Source organism: Pedococcus sp. 5OH_020 (assembly GCF_027812955.1).
Lineage (GTDB): Bacteria > Actinomycetota > Actinomycetes > Actinomycetales > Dermatophilaceae > Pedococcus.
The window spans coordinates 294,798-317,819 of sequence record NZ_JAPYZV010000002.1; the positions used below are offsets into that span (position 1 = coordinate 294,798).

General features: G+C 72.1%; 21 protein-coding genes and 1 riboswitch. Of the genes, 8 read left to right on the plus strand and 13 right to left on the minus strand.

Annotated elements, in window-relative coordinates; all coding sequences use genetic code 11:
- Positions 1–22: 22 nt before the first annotated feature.
- Positions 23–664, plus strand: coding sequence for a DNA-3-methyladenine glycosylase family protein (locus PHA84_RS04900; RefSeq protein ID WP_270886976.1), 642 nt, complete (start codon positions 23–25; stop codon positions 662–664).
- A 61-nt stretch (positions 665–725) separates the two neighbouring features.
- Here PHA84_RS04900 and PHA84_RS04905 read toward each other — a convergent pair whose 3' ends face one another.
- The 3 genes from PHA84_RS04905 to PHA84_RS04915 all read right to left on the minus strand — a co-directional run bounded on the left by PHA84_RS04905 (position 726) and on the right by PHA84_RS04915 (position 5,882).
- Entirely contained in the window at positions 726–2,825 is a 2,100-nt protein-coding gene (locus PHA84_RS04905) for an elongation factor G-like protein EF-G2 (RefSeq protein ID WP_270886977.1), read from the minus strand.
- A 65-nt stretch (positions 2,826–2,890) separates the two neighbouring features.
- Positions 2,891–5,095, minus strand: a complete 2,205-nt coding sequence (locus tag PHA84_RS04910) for an ATP-binding cassette domain-containing protein (protein WP_270886978.1) — start codon at positions 5,093–5,095, stop codon at positions 2,891–2,893.
- 61 nt (positions 5,096–5,156) lie between these two features.
- On the minus strand, positions 5,157–5,882 hold the full coding sequence (locus PHA84_RS04915) for an ECF transporter S component (RefSeq protein ID WP_270886979.1): 726 nt from the start codon (positions 5,880–5,882) through the stop codon (positions 5,157–5,159).
- Between the two features lie 78 nt (positions 5,883–5,960).
- Positions 5,961–6,063: riboswitch (TPP riboswitch) on the minus strand.
- A gap of 39 nt (positions 6,064–6,102) precedes the next feature.
- On the opposite strand from PHA84_RS04915, the gene PHA84_RS04920 reads away from it, so the two are divergent.
- Entirely contained in the window at positions 6,103–6,411 is a 309-nt protein-coding gene (locus PHA84_RS04920; RefSeq protein ID WP_270886980.1) for a DUF4235 domain-containing protein, read from the plus strand.
- Here PHA84_RS04920 and hutI read toward each other — a convergent pair.
- Genes hutI through PHA84_RS04935 form a run of 3 tightly spaced genes read right to left on the minus strand, consistent with a single transcriptional unit; the run spans position 6,408 to position 10,086 of the window.
- Positions 6,408–7,574, minus strand: coding sequence for an imidazolonepropionase (gene hutI / locus PHA84_RS04925; RefSeq protein WP_270886981.1), 1,167 nt, complete (start codon positions 7,572–7,574; stop codon positions 6,408–6,410). The two genes, PHA84_RS04920 and hutI, sit on opposite strands and share 4 nt — an antisense overlap.
- The gene (locus PHA84_RS04930) at positions 7,571–8,896 is read right to left on the minus strand and encodes a formimidoylglutamate deiminase (RefSeq protein ID WP_270886982.1); all 1,326 of its coding nucleotides are present in this window, start codon (positions 8,894–8,896) and stop codon (positions 7,571–7,573) included. Before PHA84_RS04930 ends, hutI begins: the two co-directional genes overlap by 4 nt.
- Entirely contained in the window at positions 8,893–10,086 is a 1,194-nt protein-coding gene (locus PHA84_RS04935) for an allantoate amidohydrolase (protein WP_270887117.1), read from the minus strand. The genes PHA84_RS04930 and PHA84_RS04935 overlap by 4 nt, the downstream gene beginning before the upstream one ends.
- A gap of 163 nt (positions 10,087–10,249) precedes the next feature.
- Between PHA84_RS04935 and PHA84_RS04940 the strand changes: the two genes are divergently transcribed.
- The gene (locus tag PHA84_RS04940; RefSeq protein ID WP_270886983.1) at positions 10,250–10,732 is read left to right on the plus strand and encodes an aminoacyl-tRNA deacylase; all 483 of its coding nucleotides are present in this window, start codon (positions 10,250–10,252) and stop codon (positions 10,730–10,732) included.
- Positions 10,733–10,745: 13 nt separating this feature from the next.
- Here the strand turns inward: PHA84_RS04940 and PHA84_RS04945 are convergent, their stop codons facing one another.
- From PHA84_RS04945 to PHA84_RS04975, 7 genes are all read right to left on the minus strand, one after another.
- The gene (locus PHA84_RS04945) at positions 10,746–11,189 is read right to left on the minus strand and encodes a pyrimidine dimer DNA glycosylase/endonuclease V (protein ID WP_270886984.1); all 444 of its coding nucleotides are present in this window, start codon (positions 11,187–11,189) and stop codon (positions 10,746–10,748) included.
- Positions 11,190–11,304: 115 nt separating this feature from the next.
- A complete protein-coding gene (hutU, locus tag PHA84_RS04950; RefSeq protein WP_270886985.1) occupies positions 11,305–12,960 on the minus strand; it encodes a urocanate hydratase in 1,656 nt (551 codons plus the stop codon).
- Positions 12,961–13,037: 77 nt separating this feature from the next.
- The gene (hutH, locus tag PHA84_RS04955; protein WP_270886986.1) at positions 13,038–14,603 is read right to left on the minus strand and encodes a histidine ammonia-lyase; all 1,566 of its coding nucleotides are present in this window, start codon (positions 14,601–14,603) and stop codon (positions 13,038–13,040) included.
- Positions 14,604–14,727: 124 nt separating this feature from the next.
- The gene (locus PHA84_RS04960) at positions 14,728–15,120 is read right to left on the minus strand and encodes a universal stress protein (RefSeq protein ID WP_270886987.1); all 393 of its coding nucleotides are present in this window, start codon (positions 15,118–15,120) and stop codon (positions 14,728–14,730) included.
- Entirely contained in the window at positions 15,117–16,619 is a 1,503-nt protein-coding gene (locus tag PHA84_RS04965) for a tripartite tricarboxylate transporter permease (protein WP_270886988.1), read from the minus strand. The genes PHA84_RS04960 and PHA84_RS04965 overlap by 4 nt, the downstream gene beginning before the upstream one ends.
- Positions 16,619–17,134, minus strand: coding sequence for a tripartite tricarboxylate transporter TctB family protein (locus PHA84_RS04970; protein ID WP_270886989.1), 516 nt, complete (start codon positions 17,132–17,134; stop codon positions 16,619–16,621). The genes PHA84_RS04965 and PHA84_RS04970 overlap by 1 nt, the downstream gene beginning before the upstream one ends.
- On the minus strand, positions 17,131–18,141 hold the full coding sequence (locus PHA84_RS04975; RefSeq protein ID WP_270886990.1) for a Bug family tripartite tricarboxylate transporter substrate binding protein: 1,011 nt from the start codon (positions 18,139–18,141) through the stop codon (positions 17,131–17,133). Before PHA84_RS04975 ends, PHA84_RS04970 begins: the two co-directional genes overlap by 4 nt.
- 117 nt (positions 18,142–18,258) lie before the next feature.
- On the opposite strand from PHA84_RS04975, the gene PHA84_RS04980 reads away from it, so the two are divergent.
- The 5 genes from PHA84_RS04980 to PHA84_RS05000 are packed head-to-tail and all read left to right on the plus strand — an operon-like array spanning position 18,259 to position 23,005.
- The gene (locus tag PHA84_RS04980; RefSeq protein ID WP_333742212.1) at positions 18,259–19,923 is read left to right on the plus strand and encodes a sensor histidine kinase; all 1,665 of its coding nucleotides are present in this window, start codon (positions 18,259–18,261) and stop codon (positions 19,921–19,923) included.
- Entirely contained in the window at positions 19,920–20,588 is a 669-nt protein-coding gene (locus tag PHA84_RS04985) for a response regulator (RefSeq protein WP_270886991.1), read from the plus strand. The genes PHA84_RS04980 and PHA84_RS04985 overlap by 4 nt, the downstream gene beginning before the upstream one ends.
- Positions 20,589–20,646: 58 nt before the next feature.
- Entirely contained in the window at positions 20,647–21,408 is a 762-nt protein-coding gene (locus PHA84_RS04990) for an IclR family transcriptional regulator (protein ID WP_270886992.1), read from the plus strand.
- A 29-nt stretch (positions 21,409–21,437) separates the two neighbouring features.
- On the plus strand, positions 21,438–22,031 hold the full coding sequence (gene mobA, locus PHA84_RS04995; protein WP_270886993.1) for a molybdenum cofactor guanylyltransferase: 594 nt from the start codon (positions 21,438–21,440) through the stop codon (positions 22,029–22,031).
- Positions 22,028–23,005, plus strand: coding sequence for an NAD(P)H-quinone oxidoreductase (locus PHA84_RS05000; protein WP_270886994.1), 978 nt, complete (start codon positions 22,028–22,030; stop codon positions 23,003–23,005). The genes mobA and PHA84_RS05000 overlap by 4 nt, the downstream gene beginning before the upstream one ends.
- The last annotated feature ends 17 nt before the right edge of the window (positions 23,006–23,022 follow it).

Here is a 23,022-nt window from a genome sequence, read left to right on the forward strand (position 1 = left end):
ACGAGAGCGGCGAGGAGGTCGGGTGGACGAAGCCACGTTCGCGGCTACCGCCGACGAGCTGGTGAGGCGCGACGCGGACCTGGCCCGCGTGGTCGAGGAGCACGGCATGCCGGAGCTCTGGCTGCGCCCGGCCGGCTTCCCGACCCTCGTCCTGTTCATCCTCGAGCAGCAGGTCTCTCTCGCCTCCGCGGCGGCGGCCTACCGGAGGGTCGTGAGGCGAACGGGCCACCTGACGCCCGCGACGCTGCTGGCCACGTCCGCGGCGGAGCTGCGCAGCGACGGCGTCTCGCGTCAGAAGGACCGGTACCTGCGGGCTCTGGCCACTGCCGTCCAGTCTGGGGCCGTGGACCTGCCCGGGCTCGCAGAGCTCGACGACCCGACGGTTCGGGCGACCCTGACGACCCTGCCCGGCATCGGTCGGTGGACCGCCGACGTCTACCTGCTGGCGTGCCTGGGGCGTCCTGACGTGTGGCCGGTCGGCGACCGGGCGCTGCAGGTGGCCGTCGCGGAGACGCTGGGAATGGCGGCCGCGCCGACCCGGCATGAGCTGCTCGACCTTGGCGAGCGCTGGCGTCCCTACCGCTCGACCGCTGCACGCCTGCTCTGGCATGGGTACCTGGCCCGGCGCGGTCGGACCGAGCACCCCATGGCGACACCCGACTGACCCAGCCTCGTCGAGACAGCTCTGTGCTTCTGCGCTCGCCCTAGGCCGGCACTGGCGCAGGTCAGGCAGGGCCGGCCGCGAGCTCGCGCGCGAGCGCGGGCGGCATGTAGTCGTACCGGACGAACGAGCGGCTGAAGGTGCCCGTGCCATGCGAGACCGAGCGCAGCTCGACGGGGTACCTGGACAGCTCGTGGGCCGGCACCTCCGCCTGGATCACGGTCCGGCCCGGCACCTCGGCCGGCTCGGTCCCGTGCACCTGCCCGCGCCGACCGCGCAGGTCGGCCAGCACGCTGCCCACCGCCTCGTCCGGCACCTCGATGCGGACCGAGTCCACCGGCTCCAGCATCGCCACGGTGGCGTCGTTGGCCGCCTCGCGCAGGGCGATTCCGGCAGCGGTCTGGAAGGCCATGTCCGAGGAGTCCACTGAGTGCGCCTTGCCGTCGACGAGCGTGACCCGCACGTCGACGACCGGGTACCCGGCCAGCACGCCCTTCTCGAGCTGGGTGCGCACCCCCTTCTCCACGGACGGGATGAACTGCCGGGGCACGGCACCGCCCACGACCTTGTCGACGAACTCGACCCCAGCGCCGCGGTTGAGCGGCTCGATCTCCAGGTGGCACACGGCGTACTGGCCGTGGCCACCGGACTGCTTCACCAGCCTGCCCTGGACCTTCGTCGGCCGGACGAACGTCTCACGGAGCGAGGTGCGCACGGGCTCGACCTCCACGGCCACGTGGTACCGCGACGACAGCGCCTCGATCAGCTGGTCCACGTGGGCGGGGCCCATCGCCCAGAGCACGAGCTGGTGTGTCTCGGCGTTGTGCTCCAGGCGCATCGTGACGTCCTCGGCCACGAGACGCTGGAGGGCATGCGCGAGCTTGTCCTCGTCCCCCTTGGACTTCGCATGGACGGCGACGGGCAGCAACGGGTTCGGCAGCGCCCAGGGCTCCACGAGGGCGGGGCGGTCCTTGTGGGAGAGCGTGTCGGACGTCTCGGCCGCAGACAGCTTGCTCACCAGGACGATGTCCCCGGCGATGGCGGCCGTGGTCGGCCTGGTGTCGTCTCCGACGGGTACGGCAAGGGGCCCCACCCGCTCGTCGTCGGAGTCGTGGTCGGCGTGCTCCTCCACCAGGTGGCTCGCGAAGTGCTGGAGGTGCCCGGACACGTGCACCGGCTCGTCCGGACGCAGGGTCCCGGAGAACACCCGGACCAGGGACAGCCGCCCCACGAAGGGGTCGGTCGTCGTCCGGACGACCTCGGCCACCAACGGGCCGTCCGGGTCACAGGTCACCGGCCCGAAGCCGGCGCCGGCAGGGGTGTAGACGGTGGGGATCGCGGCGGAGGCCGGCGACGGGAAGCCGTGTTCGCACAGCTCGAGCAGGGCCTCGACGCCCACGCCCGACGGCGCGTGCGTGGGGAGGATGGGGAAGAACCTGGCCGTCGCGATGGCCGTACGCAGGTCCTCGGAGACCGTGTCCGTGTCCACCTCCTCGCCGCCGAGGTAGCGCTCGAGGAGCGACTCGTCCTCCGACTCCTCGATGACCGACTCGATGAGGTCACCCCGCTGGGCGTCGATCAGCTCGGCCTCGTCCGGGGTGGCCTCCCGGTCTGCCGCACCGTCCCCCTCGCGGTGGTCGGTGACGCTCCGGCGGAGCAGGTTGAGGAGCCCGACCACGGCGCCGTCCACGACGAGCGGCAGGGCAAGCGGCTCGGCGTCACCGAAGGCGCGCTGGCACGCGGTCACGGTCGCCTCGAAGTCGGCCCGGGCCTGCTCGAGGTGGGTGACGGCCACGGCTCGCGGCATACCAACCGCGTCGCACTCGCGCCACAGCAGCCGGGTCCGCTCGTCGACGCCGTCAGCGGCCGACACGACGAAGAGGGCCGCGTCGGCGGCACGTAGACCTGCCCGGACATCTCCGACGAAGTCCGGCTGCCCAGGGGTGTCGACGAGGTTCACCGTGACGGCTCCCGTGGGCAGCGCCGCGGCAGCCAGGACCACCGTCGGCGGCGGGGCTCCCTCACGCGAACGACGGCCCGGAACCCGGGCCGCCGTGAGCGCTTCGAAGAGCGCGGTCTTGCCTGCGCCGCTCGCTCCGACCATCACCACGTTGCGGATCTCCTCCGGCGAGGAGGGCCGGCCCGCGTCACTGACCCGGTTCATGGGGTCACCTTCCTCCGGGGTCGCGCCCGGCACAAGGGGAAGGGCGCAACGCCTGTTCATCCCTCCTACCGCCAGGGTCTCCATGGCCACGCGCTCCACTGCCAGGCGAGCACCAGGGGGCACAGGGCGGCGAGCAGGAGGACCGTGTCGGCGGCTCGCCAACGGGCGGGGGCGGCCCACGTCCGGCGCTGGGCAGTGGCGAACCCCCGGGCGTCCATCGCGACGGCGAGGGCCGCCGCGGCCTGGAGCGACCGGACCAGCATCCCTACCGTCAGCGCCGAGAGCTGCGCCAGGACCGACCTCGGCGAGCGCGCCGTGGCACCCACCCCTCGAACCCTCCTTGCCCGACCGATCTCGGCCCAGACGTCGCCGAACGTGTGGACGCGCTGAAGGGCCGCCGCGAGGGCGACCACTGGCCGAGCGGGCAGGTGGACGAGCTGGGCGAGGTGGTCCCCGAGAGCGTCGGCGTCGACGTACTGGACGAGCACCGCGGACGGGAAGACGATGACCAGCACCCGAAGGCAACCGGTGGCTGCCAGCGAGACCTGGTGACCACCGAGCAGCCACGTGGACCACGCCACGGAGCCGCCGCCCAGCAGTCCGGGCACCATCCGCGCGGCCACTGCCCTGACCCGTCCACGAGGTGCGGGCCCGCGGCCGGGCGCCGCGAGGCCCAACAGTGCGAGCAGCATCTGCAGGGCCAGCAGCGCCAGGCTGGCCTGCCAGTGCGGCGACACGACACCGGCGGGGATGGCCAGAGCGGAGGCGGCGAGCAGCGACAGGGGTCCACACCGAGCGACGAGGGGACGCCGATGGACCGCGCGGGCCGGCGGCTGGGAGGGCCGGGTCAACGCGGTGGCGCGGTCCGCCCGCGCGATGACGGCCTCGTCGTGCGTGGTGAGGACCACTGCCACGTCGGCGTCACGGAGCCCCTCCACCAGTCCCATCACCGCCGCCCAGGTGAGCCGGTCCAGGCCCACCGTCGCCTCGTCGGCGAGCAGCACCGCCGGCTGGTGGACGACCGCCGACGCCATCGCGAGCCGACGCTGCTCGCCGCCGGACAGGTGCCGCGGGTCGACCTGCTGCAGGTGGTCCAGACCGAGGACGACGAGCAGCCGGTGCGCCCGCTCGCGCGCCTCGGACTCCACGAGCCCCAAGGCTCGAGAGGTGGTCATCACCTCGTCCAGGACCGTGTGGGCGACAAGGGTCGAGCTGGCCCACTGCGGCACCCAGGCCAGCGAGGTGGCGAGCTCCACAGTGTCCCAGTCCCGCGGGTTCCGGCTCCCGTCGCGGTGACCGGCGAGCAGGTGGGGGTGGGCGCGGACCGTCCCGTCGTCGGTGTCGAGGAGCCCCGCCAGAGCGAGCATGAGCGTCGACTTGCCGGAGCCGCTGGGGCCGACGAGCGCGTGGACCTGGCCTGTCCGGGCCTGGAGCCACTGCGACTGCACCGCGACGGTCGTGCTGGTGGACCCGTCGAGCCGCGGCACTCGCCGGGTCACCGTCACGTCCGCGGCGTCCAGGGCGACGACGTTGGCCCCGAGCCGTCCGGCAGTGAAGAGACCCGGCGGTATGGCGCCGGGCCGGGGGTCCTCGTACCCCGGTACCCAGATCCCCTGGGCCAGCAGGGCGTCACCCTGAGCGGCGAGGACGTCCTGCGGTGGACCATCTGCGACGAGCCGCCCACCGGCGTCGAGGACGACAAGCCGGTCCGCGAACGGCAACCAGGGCCCGAGGTGGTGCTCCACGACCACTGTGCTGAGCCGGCGCGAGGTGGCCAGCTCCTCGACGCTGGCGCGCACGGACGCAGCGTTCTCCGGGTCCAGCATGGCGGTGGGCTCGTCGAGGAGCAGGAGGGACGGCTCCAGCGCCAGGGCGCCGGCCAGGGCCAGCCGTTGCTGCTCACCCCCGGACAGCGCATGCGTCGGCGTGTCCTGCGGCATGGTGAGACGCACCGCTGCAAGTGCCGCGGCGACCCGCGGCGGCATCTGGTCTGGCGGGAGACCGATGTTCTCCAGGCCGAAGGCGACGTCGCGGCCGACGGTGGCAGAGACGACGCCGGCACCGGGCTCCTGCAGGACCAGCCCGACGGTGCCGGCCCGAGCGCACGGGTCGGCACCGTCCACGAGCACCCTGCCTGCCCGCTCGCCCGAGTCGGCGACCTCGAGGAGCCCGGCAAGGCCGCGCAGCAGCGTGGACTTCCCCGACCCGCTGGGGCCGACGAGCAGGACTCGCTGTCCCGGTGGCAGGTCCAGGTCCAGGCCCGCGAGCACCGGCTCACGGCGTCCGTAAGGGCGCCAGGTCAGCCCGCGGACCTCGACCCGGCCGGGGCGCTCAGACAGCGCGTTGCTCCCGCACTTCCTGTCCCGGAGGGAACGCGTTGAGGGCGCCGGCCCGGGCCAGCCCCCGGGTGAGCAGCCAGCCCAGCCCGCCGGCGACCACGGCGCCGGACACGGTCAGGATGGCTCCGTACGCGAGCTTGTAGCCCATGCCCCAGTCGGTCCAGTAGGTCCCCCACTCGTAGACGGCCTCCAACGGTGCGGCGAGGGCGCCGGCGAGCAGCGCAGCCCCCACCCCGAACACCGCATAGCCGAGGAGGAGGAACGCCAGCTCCGCTCCTAGGCCCTGGAGGACGCCCGAGACGAGCGTGGCCGTGCCCCACTTCGTGCCAGGAAGCATCGAGACCAGGGCGGCCACGACCTCGCACCCCAACGCTGCCCCCGGCCGCCGGATGACGAGGCCGCCGATGACGCCCGCCACGAGCCACGGTGCGCCCGTGACCCCTTGCAGGGGCGGGAACACGGCCTCGAGGCCGGTGGCGGGGGCGGCGTACGCGAGGCCCCAGGCCCAGTACGCGACGCCGAAGGCGGCGCCGAGGAAGGCGGTGGTGAGAAGGTCGACGGTCCGCCACTGCCAGAGGGGGGCCGCGGCGCGGATGCTGCGCCGACGGCTCCGAGGGGCAGGGGACGAGCCGCCCGTCCTGGCTGGCGTCCTGGCGGGGCTTGACGCCGGCAGGCCGGCGTCGGTGACCGCGTCGGAGCGGTCCTCTGTGGTGCTCATGATGTTCCTCCCGTGGGATCCGATGGATACCTCGGGGAAGCCTCTGCCGGACGGGCACCTGCGTGCGTCGCCCGACAGGTGCCTGAGATCTCGACTCCCTACGCCGGTGCGAACCGGATCAGGTGTGAGGGTCTGCGGTCGCCCGCACTCTCAGCGCTCACGCGCTCCCCTGTCGTTACCCTGCGAACATTACTCCACGCTGTGGCAGGGTGGGAGCGACGTGCAGCGCGACTTCTGGAGGGTGATCGGCATGGGGCCACTGGTCTGGCGAGTTCTCGGTACGGGGTCGGCGATCCTGGCCAGCATCGTCGCCAACAAGGTGGTGACCCAGCTCTGGAAGAGGGCCGGTAGGGACGAGATCGTGGACCCCCGGGACCCGCGCACCCCGTGGAAGGACGCCTTGGCCTTCGCGGCGCTCACCGGCCTGGCAGCCGGGGCGGCGAGGGTCGCGGCCACGCGCAAGGCCGCGGCCTACTACGAGAAGTCGGCCGGGCACCTGCCCAAGCAGATGCAGAAGGGCGGCGCCTAGGTCGTCTCCAGCGCGCGGGCGATCGGCACGCCGGCGCGGTAGGACAGGTGCACGTGTGACGGCGCGTCGAGGACCGTCAGGTCTGCGACCCCGCCTACCCCGATGCGGCCGAGGTCCTGGCGGCGCAACGCCTTCGCGGCACCTGCCGTGGCGGCGTAGACCGCCTGGCCCGGCGTCATCCCCATCTCGCGTACCGCGAGCGCGATGACGAACGGCATGGACGAGGAGTAGCAGGTGCCGGGGTTGCAGTCGGTGGCCAAGGCCACCGAGACCCCTGCGCGCAGGAGGGCGGCCGCGTCCGGGTAGGGCGAGCGGGTGGAGAACTCCACCCCGGGCAGCAGCGTGGCGACGGTCGTGTCGGAGGCGTCGACGAGGGCGTCGACGTCGGACTGCGAGAGGAAGGTGCAGTGGTCCACGCTGGCCGCGCCGAGCTCGACGGCGAGCTGAACGCCGGGGCCGAGTCCGAGCTGGTTGCCGTGCACGCGAAGCTCCAGCCCGGCGGCCCTGCCCGCCAGGAGGACCTCTCGGGACTCCTGCGCCGTGAAGGCGTGGCTGGAGTGCGGCTCGCAGAAGACGTCGACCCACCGGGCGTACGGAGCCGCGGCCTCGAGCATGGGCCCCCTGACGAGGTCGAGATAGGCGGACCGGTCGTCGGCATACTCAGGCGGTACGACGTGCGCGCCCAAGAACGTCGTCTCGGGCGTCACCTCTTGCGCGAGGCGCAGGGCGCGGGCCTCGTCCTCGACCGTGAGCCCGTAGCCGCTCTTGATCTCCACGGTGGTCGTGCCCTGGGCGCGCATCTCGGCGACCCTGGCGGCAAGGAGCGCGCGCAGCTCGTCGTCCGAGGCCTTGCGGGTGGCCGCCACGGAGACGCCGATGCCGCCCCCGTCGTACGGCGTGCCCGCCATCCGCGCGGCGAACTCCTGGCCCCGGTCGCCTGCGAAGACCAGGTGCGAGTGGGAGTCGACGAAGCCGGGCAACAGGGTCCCGCCGTCGAGGTCGACGCGACGGTCGGTGGCCGGAGGGGCGCTGCTGCCGCCGAGCCAGGCGACGACCCCGTCGTCCACGACGAGCGAGGCGTCGCGGCGCAGGCCCAAGCCGTCGACGCCAGTGCCGTCGCAGGTGACGAGCTCGGCGATGCCGGTCACCAGGATGCTGCTCACTGGTGGTCCCGCACGTCCGAGAGCGCCTTGGTGAGCAGGGCGGCCACATCGCCCAGGACGTGACGGCCCTCCTCGACGACGGAGCGGCCACCGACGACGACCTGTGAGACGTCGGCGCGGGTGGCGCAGTACAGGATCTGGCCGGCCTTGCAGCCCGCGGTGTTCACGGTGTCGGTGCGCACGAGGACGAAGTCGGCGCGTTGCCCGTCGGCGATCTGACCGGCGTCGTGCCAGTGCAGGCTCCGGTAGCCCTCGACGGACGCGGTCGCGAGCAGCTCCTCGGGAGTGAACCGGCCGCGCTCGTTGCTCTGCAGTCGCTCGTGCATCTCCAGGCCCCGCAGCTCCTCGAACGGGTCGATGACGGCGTGCTGGTCGGAGCCGAGGGAGAGTCGTGCGCCTGCCTCGACCAGGCGGCGCGCCGGCCCGATCCCGTCGGCCAGGTCGCGCTCGGTGGTGGGGCAGAAGCACGCCGTTGCTCTCGCCGCACCGAGCAGCTCGACGTCGTGGTCGGTGAGGTGGGTGGCGTGGACCGCGCTGAAGCGGGGCGTGAGGAGACCGGCTTCGGCGAGGAGCTCGGCCGGGGTGGCGCCGTAGTACATCTGGGTGGCGAGGTTCTCCCCCGGCTGCTCGCTGACGTGAGCGTGGACGACCCGACCGCGGGTCACCTCGGCCATCGCCGCGAGCTGCTCGCGCGGGACCGCGCGCACGGAGTGGACCGCGGCGCCGATCCGGGTCGTCTCGTCCGGGGCGAGGGCCGCCACCCGTGCCGCCCAGGTGTCGACGTCGCCGTCGGTGAACCTGCGCTGCACGTCGTCGAGCGGGACGTGGCCCTCGCCGGTGAGTCCTCCCGCGAGGTAGCAGGTGTCCAGCAGGGTGAGCCGGATCCCCGCCTCGCGCGCGGCTTCCATGAGGGCCTGCCCCATGGCGTTGGCGTCGCCGTAACGATGGCCCGTCCGGTCGTGGTGGAGGTAGTGGAACTCGCCCACGGCGGTCGTCCCGGACAGGGCCATCTCCGCGTACACCGCGCGCGCCAGCGCCAGATAGGTGTCCGGGGTGAGGTGGCGGGTCACGGCATACATCTGCTGGCGCCACGTCCAGAAGTTGCCACCGTCCCCGTGCGTGCGCCCGCGCAGCGCGCGGTGGAAGGCATGGCTGTGGGCGTTGGCCAGCCCGGGGAGCAGGACGCCGCGCAGGCGCTGGTCGCCGTCCGCCGGGCGGGCGCGTCGCTGGACCGCGGTGAAGCGTCCGTCGACGACTCCGAACCGCACGTCGGCTGCCAGCCCTGTCGGCAGCCAGGCGTGCTCCGCCCAGTAGGTCGTCACGCCGGCGCCCCCGCGAGGTCCTCCAGCACCGCGCCCAACGCGGCGACCCCCTCCAGGCAGTCGGACAGCTCCGCGAACTCCAGAGGGGAGTGCGAGACCCCCGTGGGGTTGCGGACGAAGAGCATCGCGGTGCGGATGCCGGCGTTCGCGAGGATGCCCGCGTCGTGGCCGGCGCCGGTGCCCAACATCGGTACTCCGCCGAGCCGGTCGCGCACGCGGTCGCTCAGGGCCGGGTCGAAGGGGGTCGAGGGCGTCCACGACTCCTCGGTGACGTGACCTCCCGCCTGCTCCACCATCGAGCGGACGTCCGCAACCGCACGACGGACCGCACGCGGGCTGGCTCCCCGGGCGTCGAGCCACCCGGTGACCGCGCTGGGGATCGCGTTCACCCCTCCCGGTGTGACCTCGACCTTCCCGATGGTCGCTACACAGCCGTGGCTGATGGCGGCTTCCCGGGCGGCCAGCACGGCCCCCGCGTAGCCGAGCATCGCGTCCTGGCGGTCCTCCAGCCGGGTCGTGCCCGCATGGTTCGCCTCACCCGGGAAGTCGAGCCGCCACCTGCCGTGCGGCCAGATGTCGGTCGCGACGGCGACCGGGTTCTCGAGGTCGACCAGGCCCCGGCCCTGTTCGACATGCAGCTCGACGAAGGCACCGATGCGCCCCAGCGTCTCGTCGTCTCGGCCGAGGTGGCGGGCGTCCCGGCCTGCTGCCTCCAGGGCCTCCGCCATCGTCACGCCGTCCGCGTCCGTGAGGCCGCGCGCACGGTCGGCCGTCATGGCTCCGGTGATCACCCGGGAACCGGCGCACGCCACACCGAAGCGAGCGCCCTCCTCGTCGACGAAGTTGACGATGCCGATGGGACGCGCCGGCTGGAACCCGTTGTCGCGCAGCACGTCCAGCGCAGCGAACGCGCTGACCACGCCGAGCGGACCGTCGAACGCGCCACCATCGGGAACGCTGTCCAGGTGCGAGCCGGTGACGACGCCCTTGTCCCCTCGGCGTGCGGCGTCGTCCGGCTCTCCCCACCAGGCCCACTGGTTGCCCATCCGGTCGTCGGTGACGTCCAGTCCTCGTGCGGTGCACTCACCCGCGAACCACTCGCGCAGGTCGTGGTCGGTCCGGGTCCAGGCGAACCGCCGGTAGCCGCCGGAGTGAGCGCTGCGGCCCACCGGCTGGAGGTCAGCCCACATCGACTCGAAGCTCACGATGTCCTCTCCTGCGACGGTTGCCGATCCACCGGTGTGACCATTCCACACCCCGAGAGCGGCCCGCAGGCGTTGGCGACGACCTTGTGTCTGGAATAGGAGACGATGGCGGCGCGCCGGGGATCGCCCTGCCGCCTACGCTGACTCCATGAGCGACGCCGAGAGCAGGGCCACCGCGGCACTCGTGGCGAGCGGTCTGGAGCACACGGTCACACGACACGGGCGAGTGCGCTCACTCGAGGAGGCGGCGGCGGCCCGAGGGGTCGCTCCCGCGCACATCATCAAGACCCTCGTCGTCCGCAGGGCGGAGGACGACTACCTGTTCGTCCTCGTCCCCGGCGACCGCGAGATCAGCTGGCCGAAGCTGCGCAGCCATCTCGGGGTCAACCGGATGTCGATGCCCGACGCTGAGACCGCCAAGGAGGTCACCGGCTACGAACGCGGGACCATCACTCCGTTCGGCTCGACGACGTCCTTGCCGGTCGTCGCGGACGCCACCATCCTCGGGCGGCAGGTGTCGATCGGGGCGGGAGCGCATGGCGTGGCCGCGACTGCGATGGCGGACGACATCGTGACCGTCCTCGACGCCGAGGTGGCAGACGTGACAGACCCGGCCGCGCTATCGGGCTGAGCGGCCCGGCCCACTACCTGCCCCTGTCCGTCACGACCTCCCAGGGCGCCACTGGTCCCGCCACCACGACGAACAGCGGATGCGGCTCGACGTCGATGACGTGGCCAAGCCCCTCGAGCCACTGGGGGCTTCGGGCCTGGAGCTTGCGCACGAGGTGCTGCCACTCGTGAGCGAGCTGCCCCGACGCCAAAGGCATCCGTTCTCCGAGGCCCATAGCCTCGACCTTCGAGGCGTCGTACCGGTAGCCGCGGCGTTCGGCTTCGCGAAGCAGCGCGGACAGGTAGTCCCCGACCGCGCGCGAGGGGTCGGCCACCTCTCGGAACCGGTGCAGCTGTGGGTGGTGCCGATAGCCTTTCGTGCGCCCCGCCAGCACGGCTTGGGCGAGCAGGCCTTCCCGCCAGGCGGCGGTCAGCCCCTGCCGGTCCAGATACCGGGGGTGCAGGGACCACAGGCGCATGGCGCCATACTGCCGTGACTGGTGCACGCCCGCCGGCTGGGCACCGCCGGAGGCCCGGCGCGCTCGCGCACCGACCCGCCTCCCCAGCCCGAGGCGGCCATCCGGATGGGGGGACTCAGCTCTCCTGCATCGGGATCCGCACCCCGTGCTCGCGTGCAGTGCGCTCGGCGATGTCGTAGCCCGCGTCGACGTGGCGGATGACCCCCATCGCGGGGTCGTTCGTGAGCACCCGCGCGAGCTTCTGGGCAGCGAGCTCGGTGCCGTCGGCCAGCGACACCTGACCGGCGTGGAGGGAGCGACCGATGCCGACCCCGCCACCGTGGTGGATGGAGACCCACGACGCGCCCGAGGAGGTGTTGACCAGCGCGTTCAGCAGCGGCCAGTCGGCGATGGCGTCCGACCCGTCGAGCATGGACTCCGTCTCGCGGTAGGGGCTCGCGACGGAGCCGGTGTCGAGGTGGTCGCGCCCGATGACGATCGGAGCCGCGACGGCACCGGTCCGGACCAGCTCGTTGAAGGCCAGACCCGCCTTGTCCCGCTCCCCCTGGCCGAGCCAGCAGATGCGAGCCGGCAGTCCCTGGAAGGCGATCCGCTCCTGCGCGCCCCTGATCCACTTGTGCAGCCGGTCGTTGTCGGGGAACAGCTCGAGGACGGCCTGGTCCGTCGCGGCGATGTCGCGCGGGTCACCCGACAGGGCCGCCCAGCGGAAGGGGCCCTTGCCCTCGCAGAACAGCGGACGGATGTAGGCCGGGACGAACCCCGGGAACTCGAAGGCCCGGTCGTAGCCGCCCTGGCGCGCCTCGTCGCGGATGGAGTTGCCGTAGTCGAAGACCTCGGCGCCGGCGTCCTGGAACTCCACCATCGCCTGCACGTGCCTGGCCATCGACTCGCGCGCCCGGTCGGTGAACTCCTCGGGCTTCTTCTCCGCGTACTCGTGCCAGTCCCCGAGGTCGATGCCTTCGGGAAGGTACGAGAGGGGGTCGTGCGCGGACGTCTGGTCGGTGACGATGTCGATCGGCACACCGCGGCGCAGCAGCTCGGGGAAGATCTCGGCGGCGTTGCCCACCACCCCGACCGACCAGGCGCGGCGCTCGTTCTTGGCGGCCACCGCCTTCTCGATCGCCTCGTCCAGGTCGGCAGCGACGTCGTCGAGGTACCGGTGCTCGACCCGACGCCGCAGCCTCGACTCGTCCACGTCGACGATCAGGCAGGCGCCTTCGTTCATGGTCACCGCCAACGGCTGCGCTCCCCCCATACCGCCGCAGCCGCCGGTGAGGGTGAGGGTGCCCGCCAACGTGCCGCCGAAGCGCTTCTCCGCGACCGCCGCGAACGTCTCGTAGGTGCCCTGGACGATGCCCTGCGTACCGATGTAGATCCACGAGCCGGCCGTCATCTGGCCGTACATCGTGAGGCCGAGGTGCTCCAACCGGCGGAACTCGGGCCAGGTGGCCCAGTCACCGACGAGGTTGGAGTTGGCGATGAGCACCCGGGGCGCCCACTCGTGCGTCTGCATGACGCCCACCGGGCGTCCGCTCTGGACGAGCATCGTCTCGTCCTGCTTGAGCTTCGTCAGGGTGCGGACCATCGCGTCGAAGGACTTCCAGTCCCGGGCGGCGCGACCCGTGCCGCCGTAGACCACGAGGTCGTCAGGGCGTTCGGCGTTCTCGGGGTCGAGGTTGTTCATGAGCATCCGCAGCGGAGCCTCGGCACCCCAGTGCTGAGCCGTGAGCGTGGTGCCGCGAGGGGCGCGGACGGGGCGAGCGCCTTCCATTTTCGTCGTCCTTCCTGGGTGGGGGTACTGGGGTGGGGCGGGTGGTGGGTCGGGGTTGGTGCGGTATGGCGGGTGGGTCAGCTGAGGGGGCCGGTGACGGACTCCGCGGCGGCGACGACTGCCCCGGAGGCGACCAGCTGGACAGCTGTCTCGATCTCGGGTGCCAGGAACCGGTCCGGTCCGGGTGCCGGCGCTCCCGCCTCGCGCAGCGCCCTTACGACGGCAGCCGTCGCGGGGGCGGGCTCCAGCGGTGCCCGCAGCTCCAGGGCCCGAGCTGCGGTGAGGAGCTCGACGGCCAGGACTCGGGTGAGGCCGTCGACCGACCGGCGAAGCTTCCGAGCGGCGGACCAGCCCATCGAGACGTGGTCCTCCTGCATCGCGCTCGAGGGGATGGAGTCCACTGAGGCGGGTGCTGCCAGCCGCTTGAGCTCCGAGACGATCGCCGCCTGGGTGTACTGCGCGATCATGTGGCCGCTGTCCACGCCGGGGTCGTCGGCCAGGAACGCGTTGAGCCCGTGGTTGCGGGAGGCGTCGAGGAAGCGGTCGGTACGACGCTCGCTGATGGAGGCCAGGTCGGCCGCGACGATCGCGAGGAAGTCGAGCACATACGCCACCGGGGCGCCGTGGAAGTTGCCGTTGGACTCCACCCGGCCGTCGAGGGTGACGACCGGGTTGTCCACCGCCGAGGCGAGCTCATAGCCGGCCACCCGGGCGGCGTACTCCACGGTGTCCCGGACGGCGCCGGCCACCTGCGGCGAGCAGCGCAGCGAGTAGGCGTCCTGGACGCGGGTGCAGGCCTGCGGGTCGCGATGGCTCTCACGAATCCCGCTGTCCCGCATGAGCGAGCGCAGGTTCTTCGCCGACAGCGCCTGGCCCGGCTGGGGCCGCAGGTCGTGCAGGTCGGCCTGGAAGACGTCGTCGGTGCCAAGCTGCCCTTCCACGCTCATGGCAGCGGTGATGTCGGCGACGGTGAGCAGCCGGCGCAGGTCCGTGATGGCGAGGACGAGCTGCCCGAGCATCCCGTCGGTGCCGTTGATGAGGGCCAGACCCTCCTTCTCACGCAGCTCGACCGGGGTGATCCCCGCCGCGGCGTACGCCTGGGCCGTCGGCATGCGCTCTCCGCTCGCGTCCCGGACGACGCCCTCGCCCATCAGCGCCAGAGCACAGTGCGACAGGGGCGCGAGGTCGCCGGAGCAGCCGAGTGAGCCGTACTCGTGGACGACGGGAGTGATGCCGGCGTTCAGGGTCGCCAGATAGGTCAGCAGCGTCTCCTCGCGGATGCCCGTCCGGCCGGTGGCGAGGGTGGAGATGCGCAGGAGCATGAGCGCCCGCACGACCTCGCGCTCGACCTCCGGTCCGGACCCGGCCGCGTGCGAGCGCACGAGCGAGCGTTGCAGCTGCGCCCGCAGCTCGACCGGGATGTGTCGGGTCGCCAGGGCACCGAAGCCGGTGGACACGCCGTAGTGCGGCTGGTCGTCGTCGGCGAGGGCCTCGACCACCGAGCGGCTACGGCGCACCTCGGTGAGTGCGTCCGCGGCCAGCTCGACGTGGGAGTCGTGCCGGGCCACGGCCACGACGTCGTCGAAGCTGAGCGCGCCGACGCCTACGGTGACGGTTCGCGCGGTGAGGGCGGTGGTGGTCATGCCTCCATTGCAGCGGACGTATGCCGCCCGCGTGAGTCGCGCGGGCGGCATACCGTCTCAGATGGGAGACAGGCGGAAGGCCCGCCTCCAGCCGCCGAGCGTAGCCGTCCCGGTCGTCGGAACCTCAGGCCGGCTTGACGGCCAGGACCGGGCACGCTGCGTCCAGGAGGATGCGCTGCGCGCTCGAGCCGAGCAGGAGCTTGCCCACCGGCGAGCGGTGTCGGAGCCCGATCACGATGACCGAGGCGTCCACCTCGCCGGCGACCTCGAGCAGCACCTCCGAAGGGTCGTTGCCCTCCTCGATCCGGCGCACCTCGGACGTCAGCCCGAGCTCGTCGAGGTCACGCCGGACCCTGGCGAGCTCACCCTCACCCGCTCGGTGCGCGTCCGCCAGTACGTCGTCGCGCGACATGTTGACGACGAGCAGCGGCTCCTCGCGCCGCCGCGCCTCCGCCACCCCGGCCGTCAGGGCCGCCTCACCGAACGGGTTCGGGACGAACCCCACGAGCACAGTCATGCTGCTGCCTCCGATCGACGGGTGCGGACGAGCGCCTTGGCCAGGAGTGGCCAGACCAGGACGAGGACGACGACGCCGTACGCCACCCACGACACCGGCCCGCCCAGGAGGCCCGACAGGTCCCCGCCCGACAGCTGCAGCGACTGTCGCCCGGTCCGCTCGGCGAGCCGGCCGAGGATGACGCCGACGATGAGCGGCAGGACGGGAAGCCCGAACCGGCGCATCGCGAACCCCAGGAGCCCGAGGGCCAGCAGGAGGAAGAGGTCGAACGGTTGGGCGTTCACCGCGTATGCACCCATCGACGCGAAGAAGAGGATGCCCGCATAGAGGTACGGCCGGGGGATCTGGAGCAGCTTCGCCCACGCCGGCGCCAGCGGAAGGTTGAGCACCAGCAGCAGGGTGTTGCCGATGAAGAGGCTCGCGATGAGGGCCCAGACGAGCCTGGGCTCCTTCGTCAGCAGCAGTGGGCCGGGCTCGATGCCGTACCCCTGGAGGGCGGCCAGCATGATCGCCGCCGTGGCGTTGGTCGGCAGGCCGAGCGCGAGCATCGGCACGAGGGTGCCCGCGGCGGAGGCGTTGTTCGCGGCCTCCGGACCGGCGACGCCTTCGATGGCGCCCTTGCCGAACTCCTCCGGATGCTTGGAGAGCTTCTTCTCCGTCATGTACGACAGCACCGTGGGGATCTCGGCGCCGCCGGCCGGGATGGCGCCGAAGGGGAACCCCAGCACGGTGCCGCGCAGCCAGGGCTTCCACGACCGTCGCCAGTCGCTGCGGCCCATCCACGGCTGTCCCACCGGGATGACCTCGGCTGCCTTGTGCCGTAGGTGCGCTGCCACCCACAGTGCCTCTCCCACGGCGAAGATGCCCACGGCCACCACCACGACGTCGATGCCGTCGGCGAGCTGCGGGATGCCCATGGTGAGCCGCTGCTGGCCGGTGACGAAGTCGATGCCGACGATGCTGATCGTGAGCCCGACGAGCAGCGCGGCGAACCCGCGAAGCCTGGACGACCCCAGGACCGCGGTCACACCGGTGAACGCCACGAGGATGATCGCGAAGTACTCCGGAGCTCCCAGGCTGATGGCGAACTTCACGACCTGCGGCATGACGAGGACGATCAGCATGGTGCCGATGGTGCCCGCGATGAACGACCCGATCGCCGAGGTCGCGAGCGCCTGAGCGGCGCGTCCGGCCTTGGCCATCTTGTTGCCCTCGATGGCAGTGACGACCGAGGACGACTCACCGGGGGTGTTGAGCAGGATGGAGGTGGTCGAGCCGCCGTACATGCCGCCGTAGAAGATGCCGGCGAACAGGATCATCGCCTGGGTGGGGTGCATCCCGTAGGTGATGGGCAGCAGGAGCGCGACCGTCATCGCGGGACCGATGCCGGGAAGTACGCCCACGCCCGTGCCGACAGTCACGCCGAGGAGCGCCAGCGCGAGGTTGAGCGGCGTCAGGACGTCGCCGAAGCCGGTGAGCAGGTGGTTGAGGTTGTCCATCAGAGAATCCCCTGGAGGATGCCGGCCGGGAGGTTGACTCCCAGGCCGATGGCGAAGGCGTAGAACGTCGCCAGGGAGAGGGCGATGCCGATGGCCAGGCCGCGGAGGTGGTGGCGGTTCCCGAGGGCGAAGGCGCTGCCCCAGAAGAGGACCGAGCCGCTGATGACCCAGCCGAGCGGCTGGATGAGCAGCGCGTTCAGGACGAACGCGGCGGCCAGCATGACGATGGTCTTCCAGTCCGCTCGGGTGGAGAGGTCGACGTCCTCGCCGGCCTCCTCCTCCCCGCGGCCGCCGCGGGCGACATCCACGGCGTACAGCACCGCGACCACGACCAGGAGCACGCCGAGCAGGATGGGGACCGGGCGGGGACCGATGGGGTCGTTGCTGCTCGACGCCGCGCCGATGCGGCTCGCGTCGACCAGGACGAACACGCCCAGAAGGCCGAGGGCCGTGCACAGCCCGAACTGTGCGCGGTCCCTCACCCCCGTCATGACGCTGGGACGGTGGTCGGTCATGCCAGACCGAGCTGCTTGAGGATCGTCGCGACGTCGGAGTCCTGCTGCTTCAGGAACGCGCCGAACTCGTCGCCGGTCTGGAAGGCGTCGGTCCAGCCGCGCTTCTTCTCCTCGTCCTTCCAGGCCTGCGAGTCGTGCATCTTCGTCAGGGCGTCGATCCACTGCTTGCTGTCGGCCTCGGAGATGCCGGGAGGCCCGACGATGCCACGCCAGTTGGTGAAGACGAGGTCGATCCCGCTGCTCTTGAGGGTGGGGACGTCCTTGAGGGCCTCGATGGGCTGCTCGCTCGTCACGGCCAGGACCCGGACCTCGCCGGCCTCCACCTGGTCGAGGAACTCGCCGAACCCGCTGGCACCGAACGCGATCTTGTTGCCGAGCAGGGCCGGAAGGAGCTCGCCGCCACCGTCGTAGGTCACGTAGTTGACGGTCTTCGGGTCGATGCCCACGGCCTTCGCGAGCTGCATCGGCAGGAGGTGGTCGGGACCGCCCGGCGAGGAGCCACCACCGACGGGGAACTTCTTCGGGTTGGCCTTCCACGCCTTCACGAGCGCGTTGATGTCCTTGTACGGCGAGTCCTTGGGTACGACGATCGCACCCGCCTCCTCGATGAGCTTGGCGATGGGCGTCGTCTGGTTGAGGGTCGCCTTGCTCTTCTGGGTGTATGCGGCGCCGACGACGCCCAGCCCCATCTGCATGGCCAGCTTGCCGTTGGACTTCTCGTTGACGATGCGCTGGAGGCCGACCGTGCCACCGGCTCCGGGGAGGTTGAAGACCTGGATGCTGCCGGTGATCTTCTGGGACTCCATCACCTTGGCGGCGGTCCTGGCGGTGGTGTCGTAGCCACCACCCGGGGCGTTGGGGACCATCAGCTGCAGTCCGTTGGCCGGCTTGCCGCCACCGGAGGAGGACGAGCCGGTGCCGGCCTTGTCGGCGGTCGCGCCACAGGCGCTGAGGGCCAGGGCCGTGACGGCGACGGCGCCGAGCAGGACGGTGGGGCGGGTTCTCATCGTTGAGACCTTTCGTGATTGGGAGGACACTGCGCTTGCGGGACCAGCGCGCCATGATCGTGTCTGCTCCGTTGCCGATCCGTCCCCCTTCTGTCCGCAGTGAAGGTTGAGTTCATAGTGGTCTCACGTGCCCGGCGTCCTACGCTGGCCGGCCAGATGCTGGTCCTGCAGCTCGCGGTGATCCTCGTCGTCCTCCTGCTGGTCGGCGCACTGTCGCTCGCGCAGTCGTCGGCCACGTTCACCCGCGTGGAGGGGCGCCGCGTCTCTGCGCTCGCCGAGCAGCTGGGCAGCAACCCCCTGGTCCGCGACAGCCTGGCGACGCCGGAGAGCCGCACGGGGCTCGCCACTCTCGGACAGGGCTTCGTCACGCAGTCCAGGGTAGGGACCGTCACCTTCGCCGATGCCGACGAGCACGTCCGGACGTCGACCGACCCGTCCCTCGACGACACGCGGATCCCGCTGCCGCGCAAGGCGGTTGCCGATGGTGCCAGCTGGTCGGGCACGCTCGAGATCGGCGGCCAACGACAGCTCGTCTCGCAGGTACCGGTGTTCAGCGTCGCGCCGGGTCACGTCGGCGAGCACGTCGGCACCGTGATGATCTCGGAGGCGTTCCCGTCGTCCTGGGAGCGTCTGCAGGGAGCCTCGTCGTACCTGCTCACCTACCTCGGCACCGCGCTCGCCGTGGGCCTGCTGGGCTCCTGGCTGCTCGCCCGCCGGATCAAGCGGCAGACCCTCGGGATGGAGCCCCGCGAGATCGCCGGCCTCGCCGAGCACCGCGAGGCCATGCTCTACGGCATCGCCGAGGGCGTCATCGCCCTGGACCCGCAACGCCGGATCACCCTGGTCAACGAGGTGGCGCGCCGCCTTCTCGACCTGCCGGAACACTCGATCGGGATGAGCCTGGCCGACCTGCGCATCCGCGGTCGCCTGTACGACGTGCTCGCCGGCGACCAGGACGCCCCAGCCGGCGACCTCGGTGACACCCGCGGCACCGAGGCTTCGGACCAGCACGACCAGGTGGTCGTCCGGCGTGGACGAGTCCTGGTGATGAACCGGATGCGGGTGGACAAGGACGGTCGGCACCTCGGCACCGTCACCACCCTCCGGGACCGGACCGCCCTGGCGGACCTCGAGCGGGAGATCGGCTCGTTCCGCAGCACCACCCAGCTGCTCCGCGCGCAGGGGCACGAGTTCGCCAACCAGCTGCACACGATCAGCGGCCTGATCCAGATCGGTGAGTACGACGAGGTCGTCCGGTACGTCGACGCGGTGAGCCGGCGACGGCACTCCCTCGACCTCAGCGTGAACAGCCGGGTGCGGGACGCTGCCGTGGCAGCCCTGCTCATGGCCAAGGCGTCCCTGGCCGCGGAGCGGCGCGTCGACCTTCGGATCAGCGAGGACTCGGCGCTCGACCGCCTTCAGCCGGAGGACTCTGCGGACGTCGCCACGGTGGTGGGCAACCTCGTGGACAACGCCATCGACGCCGCCTCGGGCAGCGCTGGGTCCTGGGTCGAGATCGGGATCAGCCACGACACGACCACGGTGCGGATCACCGTGCGGGACTCGGGCCCCGGGGTGCCCGAGGCCTTCGCGGCTGAGGTGTTCGACCACGGGGTGACGACGAAGACGGGGAGCGAGGGCGCGCACGGGATCGGGCTGGCGCTGAGCCGTCTGGTGTGCCAGCGCCGCGGCGGCGAGATCGGGTTCGAGAACACTGCCGACGGAGCATCCTTCACCGCGCAGCTCACCGTCGAGCCCGTCCCGGCTGTCGTCTCGCCGTGATCCGCGTCCTCATCGTCGACGACGACTTCATGGTGGCCAGGGTGCATACGGGGTTCGTCGCCCGCGTCGAGGGGTTCGAGGTCGTCGGAACGGCCCACACAGGAGCGGAGGCCGTCACGACAGCCCTCCGGACCACTCCAGACCTGGTGCTGCTCGACCTGTACCTGCCCGACCGCTTCGGCCTCGACGTCCTGTCCGACCTGCGCCGGTCGGGCAGCGACAGCGACGTCATCGTCATCACGGCCGCCAAGGAGGTCGACGCCGTCCGGGGGGCGCTACGCCAAGGGGTGGTCGACTACGTCCTCAAGCCGTTCGGCTTCCCGGACCTTCGCGAGCGGCTCGAGCGGTATGCCGCCCAGCGGGACCTGCTGCACGGCGGCGAGGTGACCGGCCAGGACGACATCGACCGGGTGCTCGCCCGCAGCGGCGCGGTAGGCACCAGCACCCTGCCCAAGGGGTTGAGCCCCGAGACCGTCACCTTGGTCAGCGCCGCGCTGCGAGAGGCGTCCGGCACGCTCTCCGCCTCGGAGGCGGCCGAGCGGGTCGGGATCTCGCGGGTGAGCGCCCGGCGGTACCTCGAGTACTTCGTGAGCACCGGCCGCGCTGCGGTGACTCTGAAGTACGGCACGACCGGTCGCCCGGAGCGGCGCTACCGCCGGGCCTGACCTCCTGCCTCCACGCCTGCGCTGCCCGGATACGTCTCGGGACTGAGACACTCGCCGTGTGGCCAACGCACCCGCCGCGCGGCATACCCTCGAGCTGCTGACCCTCCTGGCCCGGCACACCGAGCCTCTGCCCGCCGGCTCCATCGCCCGAGAGCTGGGGCTTCCGCGCTCCAGCACCTACCACCTGCTGGCGGTCCTGCGGGACCACGGCTTCGTGACGCACCTGGAGGAGGAACGCCGCTACGGGCTGGGCGTGGCGGCCTTCGAGCTCGGCTCGGCGTACCAGCGCCAGGCGCCCCTGCAGCGGATCGCCCGGCCCCTGCTCGGACGGCTGGTGGACCAGACGACCCACAACGCGCATCTCGCCGTGCTGCACGGGCGTGACGTGCTCTACGTGATCGAGGAGCGAGCCCCCGGTCGCCCGCTCCTGGTCACGGATGTCGGCGTGAGGCTCCCCGCCCCGCTGACGGCCAGTGGCCTCGCCATGCTCGCCGAGCTCCCACCCGCCCAGCTCCGAGCCCTGTTCCCGCACCGCGACACCCTGGTGCAGCGCGACGGGCAGGGTCCCACCACGGTGAGCGAGCTGCGGCGGGAGCTGACGACGGTACGCAGCCGCGGGTACGCACTCGAGGACGACTCGGTCAGCGAAGGTCTGTCGTCAGTCGCGCGGGCGGTGCTCGACCACACCGGCCACCCGGTGGCGGGAGTCGCGCTGACCTTCCCCCGCGACACGGTGGACGCCGCCGAGCGGGCCGCCCTGGTCACCGCCGTCAGCCGGGTGGCCGCGGCGCTGACCGCCCGGATCGGCGGTGTGCGTTGACCGCCGCGCGGGATGCCGAAACCCGGGCCGTGGGCCACGCGTCGGTGGGTCCCGTCCCGGACAGCAGGCCGGCCGCCGTGGTGCTGTGCGGGGGCCAGGGACGGCGGTTCGGCGGCGACAAGACGAGCGCGGACCTGGCCGGTCGGCCCATCCTCGACCACCTGCTGGACGACCTACCCGCCAACTGGGACGTGCTCTGTGTCGGGCAGCGGCGGCCGACGGGCCGCGAGGTCCGCTGGTGCCGCGAGGAGCCCCCGGGCGGAGGACCGGTCGCCGCGCTCGCTGCCGCACTGCCTTCGGTCAGCTCGCCGGTGGTCGTGCTGCTCGCGGGTGACATGCCGTACGCCGGGACCGCTGCCGCCATGCTTGCCGACCGGCTGGCCGAGCTGGACGGCGTGGAGGCGGTGGTCGGCACGGACGGTGACCACAGGCTCCAGCCGCTGCTCGGGGCCTACCGGGCCGAGGCCCTGCGACGAGCGCTCCCCGGGTCGCCGGCGGGTACGCCGCTCATGCGGCTGATGGACCGGCTGGTGGTCGTCACCGACCCTGTGGGCGACCAGGCGGGCCTCGACGTCGACACTCCGGACGACCTGGAACAGGCCCGCCATAGGCTCGGAGGATGAAGGCCATCACCATCCCCGCCCCAGGCGACGCCTCGGCGCTCGTCCTCGCCGACGTCCCAGACCCCGAGCCGGCCGACGGAGAGGTACGGATCCGGGTGGCCGCCGCCGGCGTCAACCGGGCCGACGTCATGCAGCGGCAGGGCCACTACCCACCGCCTCCCGGGGCGTCGGAGTACCCCGGCCTGGAGGTCAGCGGCACGATCGACGCCGTCGGCCCCGGCGTCGCCGGGTGGGCGGCCGGTGACGAGGTGTGCGCGCTGCTCTCGGGTGGTGGCTACGCCGAGCTGGTCTGCCTCCCCTCCGGGCAGGTGCTGCCGGTGCCTGCCGGTGTCTCCCTCACCGACGCCGCGGCGCTGCCCGAGGTCGTGTGCACGGTGTGGTCGAACGTGTTCATGACGGCGAACCTGCTTCCGGGCCAGACCCTGCTCGTCCACGGCGGGTCCTCCGGCATCGGGACCATGGCCGTCCAGCTGGCCCGCGAGGTCGGTGCGCGGGTCGCGGTCACCGCCGGCACCGCGGACAAGCTGGAAGCCTGTCGTCGCCTCGGCGCCGACGTCCTCGTCAACTACCGCGAACAGGACTTCGTCGAGCAGGTGAAGGAGGCCACCGGCGGCGCGGGGGCCGACGTGGTCCTCGACAACATGGGCGCGAAGTACCTGACGCGGAACCTCGAGGCCCTGGCAGTGAACGGCCGGCTCGTGGTCATCGGGCTACAGGGCGGCGTCAAGGCCGAGCTCGACCTCGGGCAGCTGCTGCGCAAGCGTGCCGCCGTCATCGCGACGTCGCTGCGCGCTCGTCCTTCGGCCGAGAAGGCATCGATCGTGACAGCGGTGCGCGAGCACGTCTGGCCCCTGCTCGACGCGGGTCGGGTCCATCCGGTCGTCCACGGATCCTTTCCGCTGGCTGAGGCGGCGCAGGCCCACCGAGCCTTGGAGGCCAGCGGCCACATCGGGAAGCTGCTGCTGACCCTCTGACGCGCCCGCGACAGGCG

Bases quoted from the DNA above. Each gene is read 5' to 3' on its own strand.
- PHA84_RS04905 (WP_270886977.1), bottom strand. From the start codon at position 2,825: ATGAACCGGGTCAGTGACGCGGGCCGGCCCTCCTCGCCGGAGGAGATC.
- PHA84_RS04915 (WP_270886979.1), bottom strand. From the start codon at position 5,882: ATGAGCACCACAGAGGACCGCTCCGACGCGGTCACCGACGCCGGCCTG.
- PHA84_RS04935 (WP_270887117.1), bottom strand. From the start codon at position 10,086: ATGTGGGCTGACCTCCAGCCGGTGGGCCGCAGCGCTCACTCCGGCGGC.
- PHA84_RS04940 (WP_270886983.1), top strand. From the start codon at position 10,250: ATGAGCGACGCCGAGAGCAGGGCCACCGCGGCACTCGTGGCGAGCGGT.
- PHA84_RS04945 (WP_270886984.1), bottom strand. From the start codon at position 11,189: ATGCGCCTGTGGTCCCTGCACCCCCGGTATCTGGACCGGCAGGGGCTG.
- hutU (WP_270886985.1), bottom strand. From the start codon at position 12,960: ATGGAAGGCGCTCGCCCCGTCCGCGCCCCTCGCGGCACCACGCTCACG.
- hutH (WP_270886986.1), bottom strand. From the start codon at position 14,603: ATGACCACCACCGCCCTCACCGCGCGAACCGTCACCGTAGGCGTCGGC.
- PHA84_RS04960 (WP_270886987.1), bottom strand. From the start codon at position 15,120: ATGACTGTGCTCGTGGGGTTCGTCCCGAACCCGTTCGGTGAGGCGGCC.
- PHA84_RS04965 (WP_270886988.1), bottom strand. From the start codon at position 16,619: ATGGACAACCTCAACCACCTGCTCACCGGCTTCGGCGACGTCCTGACG.
- PHA84_RS04970 (WP_270886989.1), bottom strand. From the start codon at position 17,134: ATGACCGACCACCGTCCCAGCGTCATGACGGGGGTGAGGGACCGCGCA.
- PHA84_RS04975 (WP_270886990.1), bottom strand. From the start codon at position 18,141: ATGAGAACCCGCCCCACCGTCCTGCTCGGCGCCGTCGCCGTCACGGCC.
- PHA84_RS05000 (WP_270886994.1), top strand. From the start codon at position 22,028: ATGAAGGCCATCACCATCCCCGCCCCAGGCGACGCCTCGGCGCTCGTC.